15 protein-coding genes and 1 pseudogene are annotated in these 17,671 nt (G+C 59.9%); 6 read left to right on the forward strand and 10 right to left on the reverse strand.

Annotation, left to right across the window (positions count from 1 at the left end):
- Position 1: 1 nt before the first annotated feature.
- Both phnG and phnF read right to left on the reverse strand, forming a co-directional pair.
- The gene (gene phnG, locus IMX17_RS15040) at positions 2–445 is read right to left on the reverse strand and encodes a phosphonate C-P lyase system protein PhnG (protein ID WP_193549909.1); all 444 of its coding nucleotides are present in this window, start codon (positions 443–445) and stop codon (positions 2–4) included.
- Positions 446–1,174, reverse strand: a complete 729-nt coding sequence (gene phnF / locus IMX17_RS15045) for a phosphonate metabolism transcriptional regulator PhnF (RefSeq protein ID WP_046898001.1) — start codon at positions 1,172–1,174, stop codon at positions 446–448.
- A gap of 227 nt (positions 1,175–1,401) precedes the next feature.
- On the opposite strand from phnF, the gene IMX17_RS15050 reads away from it, so the two are divergent.
- Entirely contained in the window at positions 1,402–2,460 is a 1,059-nt protein-coding gene (locus IMX17_RS15050) for a permease (protein WP_193549910.1), read from the forward strand.
- 41 nt (positions 2,461–2,501) lie between these two features.
- Positions 2,502–2,693 carry a hypothetical protein gene (locus IMX17_RS15055; protein ID WP_193549911.1) on the forward strand — a complete coding sequence of 64 codons (192 nt, stop codon included), beginning with the start codon at positions 2,502–2,504 and terminating at the stop codon, positions 2,691–2,693.
- Between the two features lie 121 nt (positions 2,694–2,814).
- Here IMX17_RS15055 and IMX17_RS15060 read toward each other — a convergent pair whose 3' ends face one another.
- Complete coding sequence (locus IMX17_RS15060; RefSeq protein ID WP_182265178.1) at positions 2,815–3,024, reverse strand: hypothetical protein; 210 nt, start codon at positions 3,022–3,024, stop codon at positions 2,815–2,817.
- 335 nt (positions 3,025–3,359) lie between these two features.
- Here IMX17_RS15060 and IMX17_RS15065 point away from each other — a divergent pair, with 335 nt between their 5' ends.
- Positions 3,360–4,049 (forward strand): hypothetical protein, encoded by a 690-nt coding sequence (locus IMX17_RS15065; protein WP_182265179.1) that lies wholly within the window; start codon positions 3,360–3,362, stop codon positions 4,047–4,049.
- 27 nt (positions 4,050–4,076) lie between these two features.
- Here the strand turns inward: IMX17_RS15065 and IMX17_RS25250 are convergent.
- Positions 4,077–4,426 (reverse strand): annotated as a pseudogene (locus IMX17_RS25250) (type II toxin-antitoxin system HigA family antitoxin); the annotation flags it as partial.
- 221 nt (positions 4,427–4,647) lie between these two features.
- On the opposite strand from IMX17_RS25250, the gene IMX17_RS15070 reads away from it, so the two are divergent.
- A complete protein-coding gene (locus IMX17_RS15070) occupies positions 4,648–5,592 on the forward strand; it encodes a GIY-YIG nuclease family protein (RefSeq protein ID WP_182265180.1) in 945 nt (314 codons plus the stop codon).
- Positions 5,593–5,705: 113 nt separating this feature from the next.
- On the opposite strand, the gene nrdG is transcribed toward IMX17_RS15070, so the two are convergent.
- The 3 genes from nrdG to IMX17_RS15085 all read right to left on the reverse strand — a co-directional run bounded on the left by nrdG (position 5,706) and on the right by IMX17_RS15085 (position 9,636).
- Positions 5,706–6,170, reverse strand: a complete 465-nt coding sequence (gene nrdG, locus IMX17_RS15075; protein ID WP_193549912.1) for an anaerobic ribonucleoside-triphosphate reductase-activating protein — start codon at positions 6,168–6,170, stop codon at positions 5,706–5,708.
- A gap of 168 nt (positions 6,171–6,338) precedes the next feature.
- Complete coding sequence (nrdD, locus tag IMX17_RS15080) at positions 6,339–8,477, reverse strand: anaerobic ribonucleoside-triphosphate reductase (protein ID WP_193549913.1); 2,139 nt, start codon at positions 8,475–8,477, stop codon at positions 6,339–6,341.
- A 244-nt stretch (positions 8,478–8,721) separates the two neighbouring features.
- Positions 8,722–9,636 carry a LysR family transcriptional regulator gene (locus IMX17_RS15085; RefSeq protein ID WP_193549914.1) on the reverse strand — a complete coding sequence of 305 codons (915 nt, stop codon included), beginning with the start codon at positions 9,634–9,636 and terminating at the stop codon, positions 8,722–8,724.
- A gap of 106 nt (positions 9,637–9,742) precedes the next feature.
- Between IMX17_RS15085 and IMX17_RS15090 the strand changes: the two genes are divergently transcribed.
- Positions 9,743–10,267 carry an NAD(P)H-dependent oxidoreductase gene (locus tag IMX17_RS15090; protein WP_033641685.1) on the forward strand — a complete coding sequence of 175 codons (525 nt, stop codon included), beginning with the start codon at positions 9,743–9,745 and terminating at the stop codon, positions 10,265–10,267.
- Positions 10,268–10,295: 28 nt separating this feature from the next.
- Here IMX17_RS15090 and treC read toward each other — a convergent pair whose 3' ends face one another.
- The 3 genes from treC to treR form a co-directional block, all read right to left on the reverse strand.
- Positions 10,296–11,960 carry an alpha,alpha-phosphotrehalase gene (treC, locus tag IMX17_RS15095; protein WP_193549915.1) on the reverse strand — a complete coding sequence of 555 codons (1,665 nt, stop codon included), beginning with the start codon at positions 11,958–11,960 and terminating at the stop codon, positions 10,296–10,298.
- Positions 11,961–12,027: 67 nt separating this feature from the next.
- Positions 12,028–13,443 carry a PTS trehalose transporter subunit IIBC gene (gene treB, locus IMX17_RS15100; protein ID WP_033651452.1) on the reverse strand — a complete coding sequence of 472 codons (1,416 nt, stop codon included), beginning with the start codon at positions 13,441–13,443 and terminating at the stop codon, positions 12,028–12,030.
- 137 nt (positions 13,444–13,580) lie between these two features.
- On the reverse strand, positions 13,581–14,528 hold the full coding sequence (treR, locus tag IMX17_RS15105) for a trehalose operon repressor TreR (protein WP_193549916.1): 948 nt from the start codon (positions 14,526–14,528) through the stop codon (positions 13,581–13,583).
- A gap of 424 nt (positions 14,529–14,952) precedes the next feature.
- On the opposite strand from treR, the gene mgtA reads away from it, so the two are divergent.
- A complete protein-coding gene (gene mgtA / locus IMX17_RS15110) occupies positions 14,953–17,661 on the forward strand; it encodes a magnesium-translocating P-type ATPase (RefSeq protein WP_193549917.1) in 2,709 nt (902 codons plus the stop codon).
- The last annotated feature ends 10 nt before the right edge of the window (positions 17,662–17,671 follow it).

The following is a 17,671-nucleotide window of genomic DNA, read 5'->3' on the forward strand; positions in this document are numbered from 1 at the left end:
CTTAATCCCCTCGCACCAGCGTAAAGAAGTCCACCCGGCTGGCGGCGATCGCCCGGGCGCGCAGCTGGCGCTGTTCGTGCTGCAGCGCGGCCAGCGGCGCGATCAGCTGTTGTTGCAGGCGTTCGCCGTGTTCCGGCTGTTGCAGCAGCGCATCGGCCAGCGCGCACAGCTCGGCGTGCGCCTTGTCGCGCCCGGCGATATAGCTGTAGCCGTAGCCGCCGTTGTCCAGCTGCACTACCGCGCGGGTGACGGTCATGTCCCCCAGCACGAAGCGGCGGCCGGTGGCGCCCATGCGCCCCTGCAGCTGGGCCAGGCCGATCTCCGGCGCGCGGATGCTGCGGTAACCCGGGCTGAGGTTCAGCGCCTGCCAGTGGCTGTGCAGCTGCTCGGGCCGGCTGTGCGCCAGCACCGACATCCAGCGTTGTCTCGACTTTAAGGCGTGCATTCAGTGCTCCATCGTCAGTTCAATCATGTCGGCGCGGGCCAGGCTGACGGAGTATTCCGCCACGTCTTCGCCGCCGCTGCGGACGTTAAGGGTGCGCACGCACAGCAGCGGCGCGTGGGTAGCGATCTCCAGCAGCCGGCTCTCTTTGGCTTGCGCGCGGCGCGCGCTGATGCGCGTCTGGCGGCGGGCCAGCGGCTGCCGGAGGTGCTGTTCGATAAACTGGTGCAGCGAACCGCTGTGGAACTGCTGCAGCGCCGGCCACCACTCCAGATCGGGCAGATAGTGGTCGATCACGCTCATCGGCACGCCGTTGACGCGGCGCAGGGTGCGCAGGTGGATCACCATTTCGCCTTCTTCACGCGAGAGCGCGCTGGCAACATGCCCATTACACGGGCGCAAGACAGCGAGTAAGCGCTCACTGGTGGGGTGGCTGCCCTGCTCGAACAGGTTCTGGCTGAATCGGGTGTTGGCGTGCAGCGGGTAATCGTAAGGCCGCATCAGCACCAGGATGCCGACGCCGTGGCGGCGCTGCAGCCAGCCGCGCTCTACCAGCTGATCCACCGCGCGGCGCAGGGTGTGGCGATTGACCTGGTAACGTTCGGCCAGCTGCTGTTCCGAAGGCAGGTAGTCGCCGCAGCGGTATTGCGTGCGCAGCTCCTGTTCCAGCTGTGCGGCGATCTGCTGATAGCGGGTGGGGTAAGTGGTCGGATGTCTAGATAACTCCATCATAATAAAAACCTCGTCATGCCGATGGCGGTGCGATGAAGGCCGAAGCGGTGCGTTTCATCGTGCGTCTACCCTGTGGTTTTCACGTTGGCATCATGGTGACGGGCGCAGATGACAATCGCGTTACGCCTCGGTGGCGAACAGATGAACTATTTAGGACAGCCCGAACGTGCACGGACGGCGGCGGCGCGCTATGCTGGCGCCACTGTTGACTGACTCTGGCCGCGACCATGCTGCAACCTCTGAACGCCCCTGAACCCGCCCCACGCGCCTGGCCGCTGTGGAAACCGATCCTGTTTCTGCTGGTGGTGGCCGTCGGCCTCTACTACGTGAAATGGCAGCCTTACTACGGCAAGGCGTTCGTGGCGGCGGACAGCCACTCGATCGGCAAATCGATCCTGGCCGACGGCGCCGCGAGCCCCTGGCTGGCGGCCTGGCAATATGCGCTGGTCTACTTCACCGCGGTGTGGAAGGCGGCGCTGCTCGGGGTGCTGTTAGGTTCGCTGGTGCAGGTGCTGATCCCGCGCGACTGGCTGGCGCGCACGCTCGGCCACCGGCGTTTTTCCGGCACCGTGCTGGGGGCGCTGATCGCGCTGCCGGGCATGATGTGCACCTGCTGCGCCGCGCCGGTTGCCGCCGGCATGCGCCGCCAGTCGGTATCCAGCGGCGCCGCGCTGGCCTTTTGGCTCGCCAACCCGGTATTGAACCCGGCGACGCTGGTGTTTATGGGGTTTGTGCTCGGTTGGCCGTTCGCCGCCATCCGCCTGGCGGCGGGCGTGGTGATGGTGCTGGGCATCGCCTGGCTGGTGCAGCGCGTGACCGCCAACGATCCGCAACCCGCCGCGCCGCAGCCGCCGGTGGTGATGATGGCGCAGAACGACGAGCAGCCGTTCCTCGCCCGCTGGGGCAAGGCGCTGTGGGCGCTGTTTTGGTCGACCATCCCGATCTACGTGCTGGCGGTGCTGGCGCTGGGCGCGGCGCGCGTCTGGCTGTTCCCGCACGCCGACGGCGCCGTCGACAATAGCCTGCTGTGGATCATCGCGCTGGCGATCGTCGGCTGCCTGTTCGTTATCCCTACCGCGGCGGAAATCCCGATCGTACAGACCATGATGCTGGCGGGCATGGGCGCCGGCCCGGCGCTGGCGCTGCTGATGACCCTGCCGGCGGTCAGCCTGCCTTCGCTGCTGATGCTCAACAAAGCCTTCTCCGCCCGGGCGCTGTGCCTGACGGCGGTGCTGGTGGCGCTGTGCGGCGCACTGACCGGCGTAGTGGGGATGGAGTTGGTGTAACTGATTTGTGACCCGGTGCTGTCTCAAGGGAGGAGATAGAAATGGAACAGCGGAATAAACCTGAAAGGGACGTACAGGCGATGTTGCTGGAGCAAGCGCTGCGTGAGAGGGTGGATGCCGCCTTTGAACGTTTAAGAAACGGCACCGCGGTTTATATAAGCCATTCGGAGGTAGAAAAACGAATGGCTTTATTTAAGGTGAAAATCCGGGGGCGCTATCGGCGGGGGTATTGAGTTGTACTAGAACACCCAGAAATCCTTGTCGGGTTTGTGAAGGGTTGAGCAAGCCTACCAACTCGATAGCGTTCTTCATTCTGGTCAGCAATGGCCCTCCTGAGAGGCCATTTACCCCTGACTATTCCACATCAATGGCTAACCGATACATAGCTTCCAGTGCAGCAGGAGATTTGAGCACCATTCTCCGTTGATCGTAAGCCAGCTGACCAAGTTCTAGGTATCTGGACTCATACATAGCCTGCCAGAAGTACGTACCGTGTAAACGGTATTGCTCACGAGCATGAGCTGTAGCCATTACGAGTTCATTCAAGGTGATTGCTGTTTTCATAAAATGTTTCCTAAGGTGACGTGGGAGAGTCCCCCGTCTTCCTGAAAAATCTTGTGATCACGACGTTTTTGATACCAACAAAATAATCTGGCTCAGCCATGCCAAATCTGTACCCACAATATGTAGGGTAAGTGGCCGAAGACCAGAACGTCTGGGCGTATTTTTGCAGAACAGCTACATCAGTAAACGTGGACTTATCCGTTCTCTGGCCAACGTCGGTCTGGGGGGCGTTTCGGCAATGGTTGCCAGTTGGCCTGGAGAAAAATATGCTAACTATCCGGACAGGCAGGAAGATCGCTATTGCCAGTGGTTTCTGACATAAGGAAGGTTTTCTGATGAGTTATTCTGATATTTCGCATGCAGCTCGTAAAGCTCTTAAAGCCATTGATGAAAGTGAACTAGAAAAATGTATCGATAAATGCCTGTATGAAGAACAGTCTTATTATCTTCAGGGTCTTAGACTCTATGATTGTGGACCCTATGTCACGCAGCAATTATTTTGCTTTGAAAAAGCAGTTACTGCACTTCGGATATCCAAGTCATCCAAAAAACGCGAAGAAGCAAGATACGCAGCCCTGAAAGCTGGCCGTGATCTGACAGCTGCATTTTCGCAAATGAGGGCAGGGGTTTCTGAGGTTGAGGCAGAAGAAGTTACATTTAGTGTCGATGAGCAAAATTTTCCGCCAACAACGTTCAGTGAACGCCTTTTTGTTCGGATAAGCTACAGCTGGCGAATCGATCAGAATGCAGACTGGCAGTTCGGAAACATTACATTCTCTTACCTTGCAGAAGAACAGCCAAGCTATTTTTCAGTCGAGCCGGCACGCAAGGTTAGCGCTGCCAGACAAAAGCAGGCAAAACAAGAAGATCTGTACCGGACTTGGGAGCACCTAAAAGCAATATGTAAGGAATCTGTCCATAACTATCTGAAGGATGGGCGAGATGGCTCGCAGATCCCAAAGACTTTCACGGTTAAAAGTCTGAATAATTTCGGGGCGAATTTTTGGGATAGTACCGATACTTAGATGCTCCAGTTGCAGGAACTATTCCAGTTATACAACCAAGTCTGCGGAAAGCGTCTTGATATGGGTAATATTTAAAGAACATTGTCCGGATAAGATCTGACTAACCAGAGACTTTGAACCGATCTCTTCTTTAAGATCAGAGTAGGTTAGCTTGTAGTGGTCCGTCAGGAGGCGTCGTAGCGTAGCGGTGAGCGGCATTTCATCGATCGCGGTGTTAGGCTCAGCGAAATAATCGCTGTTGCACTCATAGGTAGCAATTTTGTTCGATAGAAAGTCGATTAGCGGGTTTCCATTATCGTTCTCGAGCAGGTAGTGCTCACCAAAGCCAGCGCGTCACGATAATCCCTCTCGAGAGAACCACCTCCAAGGAAGGAGACTTGCGGGTCGGGTTTGTGAAGGGGAGAGTAATCTCACTGGCATTGATAGTGGGCTTAACTTAAGGGCCGTTTTGAGCGAGGAACGGACATTGCTAACAGCATTTTGTGTGAATCAACAGGGAGCAGGTCAGTATAAATATATAAGTCTTTTTCCTTAGATCTTGGATTGATTTGTTGAAGTTTCACGAAAATAATGATAAACAAAAAAAGTAGCAATAATAATGGATTTAATTATGGAATGGAGATTTTTAGGTTCTATATCAGAGGCTAGGAAATCTGGCTGTAGTGGAGTTTATCTTATTGTCCATAAAGGACTTTTCAATCGTGTGGTTTACGTTGGGGTAAGTTGTAATGTAGGTAGAAGGATAAACGAACATTACGACGGTTACCTGAGAGGAAACCGAACAATTTACGCCGCGGGTCACGATGATGATGTGTATCGCTTCATGTCAGCTTATAAAATTCATAACCACACAAAGCACTATCAAGCCTTGGCGAAGGATTATAAGATATGGGCATCTACAACATTATATTCTGATTTGCCGAAAAACATGCTAGCAAAAAGCCAAACCTTTGATACTGACTGGCAGAGCATTGCATTAGAAAAATATATTCCTCAACTGGTAGTATGGGCCCTTCCAATGGCAGGTTACTGTTATTCAAATGCAAGCAGGATTGAAAGTGTAATCCAATCAAAGCTCATTAAATCTTTTGATTTGAGAGGGTTTTTTAATATAAAGCAACTAAGCATATTGGGGAAAATTGAATTCCCGCATATGGAAAAGGCCAAGGTTTTTATTATTGATACGCCTGATTTAGATCCGGCATCCCAACTTATTTTTAGTAATCTGTATAACAAGAAAACTGATGAAAATTTCTGTAAAGAGTTCCGCTCACAGTTTAAAAACGAGATTTCTCAGAGGGAAAGTGAAATTCAGAGAAAGCGAACTATCAGAGAGCATAAGGTATCTCTTTATGAAAACTTTGGCAAACCCTGGACTTTAAAGGAAATGGAAAAACTTAGAGTCATGCTTGTCGATTTTGATTTATCCCCGACAGAAATATCTGAGTATCTAGGAAGAGAACCTCGCTCTATCTCTAAAAAAATAAGCGAAAATGATAAAGTTACTAATTATAAATGGAGAGAGAGCGTCGGCTGGTTGTGACGTTACGTTTTGATCGAAATAACCCCATTTTGCAAGGTCCGCTCCTGGCACAAAGCAGCCCATCAGATTAACGCCGTGCCGTAGCGCTGCCAGATCGAGTCTGTGCAGCTAGCTCATCGCAACCTATGCACCACCTGGTTGCTGCTGCCGCGCCAGATCAGCGCCGGGTCTTTCAAATCCTGCACGAACTTGCCGTCGATCAGTACGTTGATCCTGTCCACCACCTGCATTTGCTGTGCGTCCAGCTCCGCCAGCCGGTAGCCGGTCCACAGCCAGATATCCTTGCCGGGGCACTCGGCGCGCACCCGTTTCACCAGCTTTAAGATGCTCGGCACGTTGGCCGGATGCAGCGGATCGCCGCCGGAGAGCGACAGCCCCTGGCGTGGCACGCGCGGATCGTTCAGATCGGCGATGATGCGGTCTTCCAACTCCGGGGTAAACGGCTGGCCGGAGTTGAGCCGCCAGGTGCTTTTGTTGTAGCAGCCGGGGCACTGGTGCACGCAGCCGGCGACAAACAGCGTGCAGCGGGTGCCGGGGCCGTTGACCACGTCGATTGGATAGTACTGGTGATAATTCATGTGAGGCCTGCCCATCAGGCTATTTTACTGGCCATTTTGCCTCCGGGCAGTGCTGCCAATCCTCACGTACTGCGTGTACGCTGCGGTTGGTGCGCGCTGGCCGAAGGCAAACTGGCTGCGACAATCACGCCTGTTGAACAGGCTTCTGCCTAGGTTGCACGGCGTTTCTCAGCCAAGCTGCCCGTTGCCGAGGTGTTTTACCCGGCGTTTCACCTCTTCCTGCTTGCCGGCGTTGAACGGCCGGGCATCGGGGCTGCCGAGATAGCCGCACACCCGGCGGGTGACCGAGACCTTGGCCGAGTCGTGATTGCCGCATTTCGGGCAGGTGAAGCCTTTGCTGGTGCAGGAGAATTCACCGGTGAATCCGCATTCGTAGCACTCGTCGATCGGCGTGTTGGTGCCGTAGTAAGGTACCCGGGTGTAGCTGTAGTCCCACACGTCTTCCAGCGCCTTCAGGTTGTGCTGCAGGTTCGGGTATTCGCCGTAGCAGATGAAGCCGCCGCTGGCCAACGGCGGGTAGGGCGCTTCGAAGTCCAGCTTGTCGTACGGATTGACCTTCTTCTCCACGTCGAGGTGGAAGCTGTTGGTGTAATAGCCCTTGTCGGTGACGCCCGGCACCACGCCGAAATCGGCGGTGTCCAGCCGGCAGAAGCGATCGCACAGGTTCTCGCTCGGCGTACTGTAGAGGCTGAAGCCGTAGCCGGTCTCGTCTTTCCAGGCGTCGACGGCGGCGCGCAGCCGCGCGACGATCGCCACCGCTTTGGCGCGCAGCGCTTCGTCGTCATACACGTGGTTTTCGCCGCCGAACAGCGCGTTGATGGTCTCGTGCAGGCCGATGTAGCCCAGCGAAATCGAGGCGCGGCCGTTCTTGAAGATGTCGGCGATGTTGTCGTCGGCCTTGAGCCGCACGCCGCAGGCGCCTTCCATGTACAAGATTGGCGCCACCCGCGCCTTGATGCCTTCCAGCCGGGCGATGCGCGTCATCAGCGCCTTTTTCGCCAGCTGCAGGCGCTGATCCAGCAGCGTCCAGAAGCGCGACTCATCGCCCATCGCCTCCAGCGCGATGCGCGGCAGGTTGAGGCTGATGACGCCGATGTTGTTGCGGCCGTCGTGCACCAGCTCGCCGTCCTGCTCGTAGGTGCCGAGGAAGCTGCGGCAGCCCATCGGCGTTTTGAACGAGCCGGTGACTTTCACCACCTGATCGTAGTTGAGGATATCCGGGTACATGCGCTTGCTGGCGCACTCCAGCGCCAACTGCTTGATGTCGTAGTTCAGATCGCCGTACTGGTGGTTAAGGCCGTCGCGGATGGCGAACACCAGTTTGGGGAACACGGCGGTCTTGCGGTTTTTGCCCAGCCCGGCGATGCGGTTTTTCAGGATCGAGCGCTGGATCAGGCGCGACTCCCAGCTGGTGCCGAGGCCGAAACCGAAGGTGACGAACGGCGTCTGGCCGTTGGCGGTGTGCAGGGTGTTGACCTCGTACTCCAGCGACTGGAAGGCGTCGTAACACTCTTTCTCGGTGCGCGCCATGGCATAGCCTTTGGCGTCCGGGATCTGCCATTCTTCCGCCACCTGCAGGTGTTTGCGGAAGCTCTCGTCGACGAACGGCGCCAGAATTTCATCGATGCGGTTGATGGTGGTGCCGCCATAGATATGGCTGGCGACCTGAGCGATGATCTGTGCGGTCACGGCGGTGGCGGTGGAGATCGACTTCGGCGGCTCGATTTCGGCGTTGCCCATCTTGAAGCCGTTGGTCAGCATGCCTTTCAGATCGATCAGCATGCAGTTGAACATCGGGAAGAACGGCGAGTAGTCGAGATCGTGGTAGTGAATTTCGCCGCGTTCATGGGCCAGCACCACGTCTCGCGGCAGGATGTGCTGCTTGGCGTAGTGTTTGGCGACGATGCCCGCCAGCAGGTCGCGCTGGGTGGGGATCACCTTGCTGTCTTTGTTGGCGTTTTCGTTCAGCAGCGCGCGGTTGCTTTGCTCGACCAGGCCGCGAATTTCCTGATTCAGGCGGCCGCGCAGCTCGCGCGCCACGTCGCGATCGTGGCGGTATTCGATATAGGCGCGCGCCAGCTGTTTGTACTCGCCGGCCATCAGCTGGTTTTCCACCGCCTGCTGGATCTCGTGGATATCGACGCGCGGCTGTTGCTGCATGCGCTGAGCGACCACGCGGGCGACGGTGGCGCAGTAGTCGGCGTCGACCACGCCCACCGCCAGCGCGGCGCGCTCGATGGCCTGCGCGATGCGCGCTTCGTCAAAAGGTACCTGGCAACCGTCCCGCTTAATCACTACTGGTTTCACGTTGTACTCCTTGTTCCCCGAGGGAGCGTTCATACCCGCCAGGCGTGGCGAGCAACCGTCAAATTTCGCTTATCCACAGGGCAAAGCCGCAGCGCGCAAGGGCTGTGGCGACGTGTGGATGATTTTGTGGATAACTACTATATATAGGTGTTCTCAATTCTTAATGCACTATATATAGATATTGACGCGATTCTTTTGATGTAGAACAAGGAAAACGGAAGAGCGTGTGCAAGCTGAACAGTCGTCAATCGCCCGCTGGCCGATCGCGAAAATGTTCCAGCAGAAAATCCACCCAGACGCGCACCCGCGGCGGCAGATCCGCCGAAGCGTAATAGAGCCACAGCTGCACCGGGCGCGGCCAGCATTGCGCCAGCACCGGCCGCAGCGTGCCCTGCTCGAAGTGTTTCTCGACGTACCAGCGCGCCAGGTTGACGATGCCCAGCCCGGCCAGCGCCGCATCCAGCAACATCTCCGGGCGGCTGGCCACCAGCCGCCCGTTCAGATCCAGCGCCAGCGTTTCGCCCTGATGGCGCAGCTGCCATTTGACGTGGCGGCCGTTGGCCGGGTTGCGGTGCAGCAGGCAGTCGTGGCGCAGCAGATCGTGCGGCGTTTGCGGCTCACCGCACCGCGCCAGATAGTCCGGCGACGCCGCCAGCACCATGTGCATCGGGTAGAGCGGGCGAGCCACCAGCCGGCTGTCGGGATCGACCCGGCTGCCGATGCCGACGTCGAAACCTTCGCCCACCAGATTTACCACCCGGGCATCCAGCGACAGATCGAGATCGATCTGCGGATAGCGCGCCAGAAATTGCGGGATCAACGGCATCAGCATCCGGCGGCCGAAGCCGGGGATCATCGTGACGCGCACCACGCCGGCCGGCGCCTGCCGTTCGCCGCCGGCGCTCTCCAGCGTCGCCGCCAATGCCTGCCACAGAGGCGCTACCTGCGCCAGCAGCGCTTTGCCCTCGTCGGTCAGCAGCACGTTGTGGGTGTTGCGCTGAAACAGCCGCAGCGCCAGCTTCTCTTCCAGCGCGCGGATGTTTTTGCTGACCGCCGCCGGCGTCACGCCCAGCTGGCGGGCGGCGGCGGAGAAATTTTGCGCCTGCGCGGCGGCGAGGAAGGCCGGCAACAGGCGGTGTACGTCAAAGGGCAGCGACATAGTGGTTGATACTTTCAGTTGAAATTGAAGTGACCTCTAACAGCCTACACCCGCCGCGGCGGAAATGGAAAAATGCCCTCATCTTCTTATGACCGAGGAATCATGTATGTCGCGCATTTTAGTGTTAACCGCCCACCGCACCCCCGACGAGTCGCGCATTAATAAGGCGCTGATCGAGGCCGTACGCCCGCTGCCCAACGTGACCGTTCACGAACTGATCCGCGCGTACCCGGATTACCGCATCGACGTGGCGCGCGAACAGGCGCTGTTGCAGAGCCATGATGCGGTAGTGATGCTGTTCCCGTTTTACTGGTACAGCTCGCCGGCGATCCTCAGCGAATGGCAGGATGCGGTATTAACCTACGGTTTTGCCTACGGCAGCGAAGGCACCCAACTGCACGGCAAGCCGCTGCAGCTGGTGGTGAGCACCGGCGGCAACGCGCAGGCCTATACGGCGCAAGGGTACAACCGTTACCCGGTGCAGGATCTGCTGCTGCCGTTCCACGCCATGGCCAACCTGACCGGCATGGATTATCTGCCGCCTCATCTGGTGCAGGGCGTGAGCGACATGAGCGATGAGCAGTTGGCGCAAGAGGCCGCCGGCGTGGCGGCGCTGCTGGGGAAATGGTAGGGCGCAGCGTTCGCCGCGCCCTGCGGGGTCAGTCTTCGAGCAGCCACCACACCGCTTCGAACGGCCGCAGCGTCAGCGCCTGCGGCTGGTCCGCCGAATCGGCGTAGTTGCTCATCAGCGGGCGCCATTGCGCGGAGGCTTCCACGCCTTCCGCCGCCCAGGCCAGCGGTTCGCGGCTCAGGTTGGCCGCCACCAGCAGGCGCTGGCCGTTCCAGCTGCGCTGATAGCACCACAGCGCCGGGTGTTCCGGCGCCAGATCCTGATAGTCGCCGTGGGTCAGCAGCGGATACTGCTTGCGCAGGGTGATCAGCTGGCGATAGGCGTAAAACACCGAGTTGAGATCGGCCAGCGCTGCGTCGGCGTTGATCTGCGGGTAGTTCTCGGCGCAGCCGATCCACGGCGTGCCGGTGGTGAAACCGGCGTGCGGTGCGGCGCTCCACTGCATCGGCGTGCGGCCGTTGTCGCGCGATTTGTCGGCCAGGATCGCCAGCAGCTCGGCGTCGCTGCGGCCCTGGGCGCGCAGTTCGGCGTACATGTTCAGGCTTTCCACGTCGCGATACTGCTCGATGGCGCGGAAGCCGGGGTTGGTCATGCCGAGTTCTTCGCCCTGATAGATATAAGGCGTGCCCTGCATGCCGTGCAGCACCATCGCCAGCATTTTGGCGGCCGGCACCCGCAGTGCGCCTTCATCGCCGAAGCGCGACACGATGCGCGGCTGATCGTGGTTGCACCAGAACAGCGCGTTCCAGGCGCGGTTATGCATCCCTTGCTGCCAGTGGCGGAAGATCTGCTTCAGTTCCACGTAATCCGGCGCCGCCCGCGTCCATTTTTCGCCGCCGGCGTAGTCCACCTTCAGGTGGTGGAAGTTGAAGGTCATCGACAGCTCTTCGCCGCTCTGCGCCGCGTATTGCTGGCAATGTTCGAGCGTGGTGGAGGACATCTCGCCCACCGTCATCAGGCCGCGCGGCTGAAACACGTCGCGGCTCATCTCCTGCAGGAACTCGTGGATGCGCGGGCCGTCGGTATAGAAGCGGCGGCCGTCGCCCTGGCTGTCGGACGGGAAGTCCTGCTGTTTGGACACCAGGTTGATCACGTCGAGACGCAGGCCGTCGACGCCTTTGTCCGCCCAGAACTGGCACACTTTCTTCAGCTCTTCGCGCACCGGCGGGTGCTCCCAGTTGAGATCCGCCTGCTCGGCGGCGAACAGGTGCAGGTAGTACTGGCCGCTGTCGGCGTGCCACTGCCAGGCGTTGCCGCCGAACTTGGAGCGCCAGTTGTTCGGCGGCGTTTCACCGTCGCCGTCGCGCCAGACGTAGAACTGACGATACGGGCTGTGGCGATCCTGCGCGGCCTTGAACCACGGGTGCTCGGTTGAGGTGTGGTTGAACACCATGTCCATCACGATGCGGATGCCGCGCTGGTGGGCGGCGGCGACCAACTGCTCGAAGTCTGCCATCGTGCCGTAAGCCGGATCGATGGCGCAGTAGTCCGCCACGTCATAGCCATTGTCCACCTGTGGCGACACGTAGACCGGCGTCAGCCAGATCGCGTCCACGCCCAGCTCCTGCAGATAGTCCAGCCGCCGCGTCACGCCGGCCAAATCGCCGTAGCCGTTGCCGGTGCTGTCCTGAAAACTCTTCGGATAAATTTGGTAGATGACGCCGTTCTGCCACCAAGGGGTTGGGTTGCTCATAGCTGTATACCTTTGAATCGTGACAACGAGCCTGCGCGAGCAGGCTCCTACATTCATCTTGCGTCAATCAAACCGGCAGCTCGCCGCGGGCGGCCTTGCGTTTATAGACCATGATGGTCAGCACCAGCGGGATGACGATCGCCACCAGAATCGCCAGCGAGTAAATCAGCCAGAACTGCGGCTTGATAGACAGGATGCCCGGTAGGCCACCGACGCCGATGCCGTTGGCCATCACGCCGTCCAGCCCGCAGATAAGGCCGGCGATCGCGGAGCCGATCATCGCGCACAGCATTGGGAAGCGGTATTTGAGGTTGATGCCGTACATTGCCGGTTCGGTCACGCCGAGGTAGGCGGAGATCGCCGCCGGCACCGAGATTTCACGCTCGTTGGCCTTGCGGCTGATGATGATGATGCCGAGCACCGCCGAGGCCTGCGCGATGTTGGACAGCGCAATCAGCGGCCACACCGGGGTGCCGCCCATGCTCTGGATCATCTGCATGTCGATAGCCAGCGTGGTCTGGTGCACGCCGGTGATCACCAGCGGCGCATACAGGAAGCCGAACAGCGCGGCGCCCACCGGCGCGAAGCTGCCGGTCATCACCGATTTCACCGCCCAGGCGACGCCGTCGCCGATCATGCGGCCGAACGGCCCGATCAGCGCGTGCGCCAGGAACACCGCCAGCAGCAGCGAGACCACCGGCACCACCACCAGATAGAGATAGTCGGGAACGATCTTTTTCAGCCGGGTTTCGATCCAGCCCAGCGCCATGCCCGCCAGGATCGACGGGATCACCTGCGCCTGATAGCCCACTTTCTGGATCACGAACCAGCCGAAGTTCCACACTTCCGGCGTTTGCTGGCCGAGCAGGTAGGAGTTCATCAGTTGCGGCGACACCAGGGTGACGCCCAGCACGATGCCGAGCACCGGGGTGCCGCCCATCTTTTTCACCGTCGACCAGCAGATGGCCACCGGCAGGAACATGAAGATCGCTTCACCGAGCAGCCACAGGAAGTCGTAAACGGTTTTCCACGCCGGGTGCATCTGCGCCAGCGTTTGGCCGCCGGACATCGGGATGTCGCCGATCACGTTGCGGAAGCCGAGGATCAGACCGCCGCTGATCAGCGCCGGCAGCAGCGGGAAGAAGATCTCGGCGAAGTGGGAGATGGTGCGCTCGGTCCAGGTCATGTTCTGGCGCGCGGCCACCTTGGCCTGTTCCTTGTCGGCCTCGTTGACGCCGGTGCTGGCGATCAGCGCCTGATAGTAGTCGCCGACGTCGGTGCCGATCACCACCTGGAACTGCCCGGCGTTGGTGAAGCAACCCTTGACCATCGGCAGCTCTTCGATCTCTTTCGGTTTCGCCTTATTGGGATCGTTGAGGACGAAACGCAGCCGGGTAATGCAATGGCTGACGGTGGCGATGTTCTCGCGGCCGCCGACCAAAACAATCAGGCGATCAATATCCTGCTGTTTTACTTTGCTCATTATGGGATACCTGCAGAGGTGTTGACTGAGTAATGATCAAAGCTTAGCCACTCGGCTTTTTGAATGAAATGGGAACGTTCCCGGTTTGGGGCGAGGATCACAAAATGACAAAAAATGGTCAACTTCTAAGCAGATCGTCAGGAAAGTTTGCTGGGCACCACCAGGCGGCGGATCCCCTGTTCGCCGCTGAGCTGCGCCAGCAGCTGCTGCGCCGCCAGCAGGCCGGCGCTGCCGTAGCCGAACTCCACCGACAGGGTGTCGGGGAACAGGAAGCTGAGCAGCGGGGTGTTGCCGATGGCGCATACCTGGATGGCGCGCGTCGGCTGTTGTTGCAGGTATTTGATCGCCCCCAGGGCGATGCTGTCGGAGGCGCAAATCAGCGCGCTGGTGTGCGCGTCAATCACTTCGGCGGCGTGCTGGAAACCGCTCTGGTAGCTCAGTTCGCCCAGCGTGGCGCGCGGCGTGAGCGTGAGGCGTTCACAGGCGTCGAGATAGGCCTGATAGCGGCGCTGGCCGGTGGTGGCGTCGCTGAGCTGCACCCCCAGATAGCCGATATGCCGATGCCCTTGCTGATACAGGCGATCCATCAGCAGGTTCACCGCGCCGGCGTCGTCGTAGCAGACGGACGAGAAGCCGTCGTATTCGCGCACCATCACCACCATTTTTTCCTGCCACGGCTTGAGCATCGCCGCGGTCAGGCCGGTGAAGCCGAACAGGATCACGCCGTCGACGTTGCGCTGATGCAGTACGTGCAGATGCTCCTGCACCAGGCGGGTTTCGAACTGGCTCTCCATCACGATCGGATCGAAGCCTTGCTGATACAGCAGCGGCAGCATGGTGCCCACCGCCTGGTTTTCCGACGGCGAGTCGAGACGGGAAACGATGATGCCCACCACTTTGTCGCTTTGGCCGCGCATGGCGCGCGCCGACTTGGAGGGCGTAAACCCTTGCTGACGGATCACCGCTTCCACCCGTTCACGGGTTTGCGGGCTCACGCTGCCTTCATTGTTCAGCACACGTGAGACGGTGGATTTGCCTACGCCGCTCAGGCGCGCGATGTCCTTGATGGTCAGCCGGTTTTGCATGGTTTACTTTTCGTTGAGGTGGACAGGCGTAACATAAAGGCCTGTAAAACAATGCCCGTCAGCATAGCTCATTTTCCGACGCGGATCTTGATGCAAAACGGGATTGTGACATTGCGATGAACGGCCGCTCCTGCCGCTCTGTTTTTCCCTTTACCGGAGGTTATGCCCCATATGGACCCCGACCCGACTGCTTTAGACACTCACTCGGTTCTCCGGTAAAACCTCTCCGCCTGGCGCTGCTGTTTTACCGGTGAAGTACATCACGGTAACCGGTAGCGCGCGCTTTGTCGTTCGCTCCTGCTGCTGAAAAAAAGAATAAGGATCTGCGTTGGCAGAGGCTTTTTGGCGCACCCGCCATCCGCCCGGCCGATGACGATCCCCGTTTACCCGCTGCCGTGAGGCACCGGGCGACGAGGTGCGAACCATGAAACTGAAAAAACTCCCCCGTCAGCTGCTGGGCCTGTTCGCCCGCGGCCTCCCGCGCCGTTTGGTGCGCCGCGACAGCCTGCTGGACAGCGTCGGCGGCGCTGCGCGCGATATGCCGGCCGGCCTGGCGCAGCAGCGGCTGGAATGCGCCGCCGCAGAAACGATGCAACTCTTTGAGCGTTTTCACAGCCACCCGGAAGGCATCACCGCCCATGAGGCGGAACAGGTGCGCCAGCGCTGCGGCGAGAACGTCATCGACGATCAGCAGAAAGAGGCCTGGTGGCAACACCTTTGGCACTGCTACCGCAACCCGTTCAACCTGCTGCTGACCGCGCTCGGCATGATCTCTTACGCCACCGAGGATCTGACCGGCGCCTTGGTGATCGCGCTGATGGTGCTGATCTCCACGCTGCTGAACTTCATCCAAGAGGCGCGCTCCAACCGGGCGGCCGACGCGCTGAAGGCCATGGTGAGCAACACCGCCACGGTGATCCGCAGCGATGCGCTCACCGGCAAGAGCGAGCATGTGGAGCTGCCGATCGCGCAGCTGGTGCCGGGCGACATCATCAAGCTGGCGGCCGGCGACATGATCCCGGCGGATCTGCGCGTGCTGTCGGCCAAGGATCTGTTCATCAGCCAGGCGGCGCTGACCGGCGAATCGCTGCCGGTGGAGAAATCCGCCGCGCCGCAGTTGCCGGCGGCCGATCCGCTCGACTGCCAGAACCTGTGCTTCATGGGCACCAACGTGGTCAGCGGCACCGCGCTGGCGATGGTGATCGGCACCGGCGGCGGCACCTATTTCGGCCAGCTGGCGCAGCGCGTCACCAGCCAGGATGAGCAGCCGAACGCCTTCCAGAGCGGCATCAGCAAGGTCAGCTGGCTGCTGATCCGCTTTATGCTGGTGATGACGCCGATCGTGCTGCTGATCAACGGCTACACCAAGGGCGACTGGTGGGAGGCGGCGCTGTTCGCGCTGTCGGTGGCGGTCGGGCTGACGCCGGAGATGCTGCCGATGATCGTCACCTCGACGCTGGCCAAAGGGGCGGTGAAGCTGTCGCGCCAGAAGGTGATCGTCAAACGGCTGGACGCCATCCAGAACTTCGGCGCGATGGACATTCTGTGCACCGACAAGACCGGCACCCTGACCCAGGACAAGATCGTGCTGGAGCGCCATACCGACGTGTTCGGCGCCAGCAGCGAGCGGGTGCTGCGCTACGCCTGGCTGAACAGCTTCTACCAGACCGGGCTGAAAAACCTGCTCGACGTGGCGGTGCTGAGCTGCGCGGAGCAAAATCAGCAGCCGCAGGCGCTGCAAAACTACCGCAAGGTGGATGAGATCCCGTTCGACTTCGTGCGCCGCCGCATGTCGGTGGTGGTGGCCAAAGACAACGACTATCACGAGCTGGTGTGCAAGGGCGCGCTGGAAGAGATGCTGGCGATTTGCAGCCACGTGCGTCACGAAGACGAGGTGATCCCGCTGAGCGAGGCGCTGCTGGCGAGGATCCGCCGCATCACCGACGATCTCAACCAGCAGGGGCTGCGGGTGGTGGCGGTGGCCAACAAGATCCTGCCGGCGCAAACCCATGAATACGGCGTGGCGGACGAGTCGGATCTGATCCTCGAAGGCTACGTCGCCTTCCTCGATCCGCCGAAGGAGAGCACCGCGCCGGCGCTGGCGGCGCTGAAACAGAACGGCGTCACGGTGAAGATCCTCACCGGCGACAACGAGCTGGTGGCCGCCAAAGTGTGCCGGGACGTCGGGCTCGAGGCCGATCATCTGCTGCGCGGCAGCGAGATCGAGCAGATGGACGACGAGCAGCTGGCGCAGGCGGCGGCGCGCACCACGGTGTTCGCCAAGCTGACGCCGCTGCACAAGGAGCGCATCGTCAAACTGCTGCGCCGCCAGGGGCACGTGGTGGGCTTTATGGGCGACGGCATCAATGACGCGCCGGCGCTGCGCGCGGCCGATATCGGCATCTCCGTCGATTCGGCGGTGGACATCGCCAAGGAGGCGGCGGACATCATCCTGCTGGAAAAAAGCCTGATGGTGCTGGAGCAGGGGGTGATCGAAGGGCGCCGCACCTTCGCCAACATGCTGAAATACATCAAGATGACCGCCAGCTCCAACTTCGGCAACGTGTTCAGCGTGCTGATCGCCAGCGCCTTCCTGCCGTTCCTGCCGATGTTGCCGCTGCACCTGTTGATTCAGAACCTGATGTACGACATCTCGCAGATCGCCATCCCGTTCGATAACGTCGACGACGATCAGATCACCCAGCCGCAGCGCTGGAACTCCGCCGATTTGGGGCGGTTTATGGTGTTCTTTGGGCCGATCAGTTCGATCTTCGACGTGCTGACCTTCAGCCTGATGTGGTGGGTGTTCAAGGCCAACACGCCGGAAATGCAGACGCTGTTCCAGTCCGGCTGGTTCGTGGAAGGGCTGCTGTCGCAAACGCTGATCGTGCACATGATCCGCACGCGCAAAATTCCGTTTATCCAGAGCCGCCCGTCCTGGCCGCTGTGCATCATGACGCTGGCGGTGATCGCCACCGGCATCGGCCTGGTGTTCTCGCCGCTGGCCGGCTTCCTGCAGCTGCAGGCGCTGCCGCTCGCCTACTTCCCGTGGCTGGTGCTGATCCTCGCCGGTTACATGGTGCTGACCCAGTGCGTGAAAGGCTGGTTCGTGCGCCGCTACGGCTGGCAATAACCCGTTCGCC

Source organism: Serratia sp. X3 (assembly GCF_014982455.1).
Classification (GTDB): domain Bacteria; phylum Pseudomonadota; class Gammaproteobacteria; order Enterobacterales; family Enterobacteriaceae; genus Serratia; species Serratia ureilytica.

What these genes read in the sequence shown, in the direction of transcription:
- phnG (WP_193549909.1), bottom strand. Translation starts at nt 445, where the DNA reads ATGCACGCCTTAAAGTCGAGACAACGCTGGATGTCGGTGCTGGCGCAC.
- phnF (WP_046898001.1), bottom strand. Translation starts at nt 1,174, where the DNA reads ATGATGGAGTTATCTAGACATCCGACCACTTACCCCACCCGCTATCAG.
- IMX17_RS15050 (WP_193549910.1), top strand. Translation starts at nt 1,402, where the DNA reads ATGCTGCAACCTCTGAACGCCCCTGAACCCGCCCCACGCGCCTGGCCG.
- IMX17_RS15055 (WP_193549911.1), top strand. Translation starts at nt 2,502, where the DNA reads ATGGAACAGCGGAATAAACCTGAAAGGGACGTACAGGCGATGTTGCTG.
- IMX17_RS15060 (WP_182265178.1), bottom strand. Translation starts at nt 3,024, where the DNA reads ATGAAAACAGCAATCACCTTGAATGAACTCGTAATGGCTACAGCTCAT.
- IMX17_RS15065 (WP_182265179.1), top strand. Translation starts at nt 3,360, where the DNA reads ATGAGTTATTCTGATATTTCGCATGCAGCTCGTAAAGCTCTTAAAGCC.
- IMX17_RS15070 (WP_182265180.1), top strand. Translation starts at nt 4,648, where the DNA reads ATGGATTTAATTATGGAATGGAGATTTTTAGGTTCTATATCAGAGGCT.
- nrdG (WP_193549912.1), bottom strand. Translation starts at nt 6,170, where the DNA reads ATGAATTATCACCAGTACTATCCAATCGACGTGGTCAACGGCCCCGGC.
- IMX17_RS15085 (WP_193549914.1), bottom strand. Translation starts at nt 9,636, where the DNA reads ATGTCGCTGCCCTTTGACGTACACCGCCTGTTGCCGGCCTTCCTCGCC.
- IMX17_RS15090 (WP_033641685.1), top strand. Translation starts at nt 9,743, where the DNA reads ATGTCGCGCATTTTAGTGTTAACCGCCCACCGCACCCCCGACGAGTCG.
- treC (WP_193549915.1), bottom strand. Translation starts at nt 11,960, where the DNA reads ATGAGCAACCCAACCCCTTGGTGGCAGAACGGCGTCATCTACCAAATT.
- treB (WP_033651452.1), bottom strand. Translation starts at nt 13,443, where the DNA reads ATGAGCAAAGTAAAACAGCAGGATATTGATCGCCTGATTGTTTTGGTC.
- treR (WP_193549916.1), bottom strand. Translation starts at nt 14,528, where the DNA reads ATGCAAAACCGGCTGACCATCAAGGACATCGCGCGCCTGAGCGGCGTA.
- mgtA (WP_193549917.1), top strand. Translation starts at nt 14,953, where the DNA reads ATGAAACTGAAAAAACTCCCCCGTCAGCTGCTGGGCCTGTTCGCCCGC.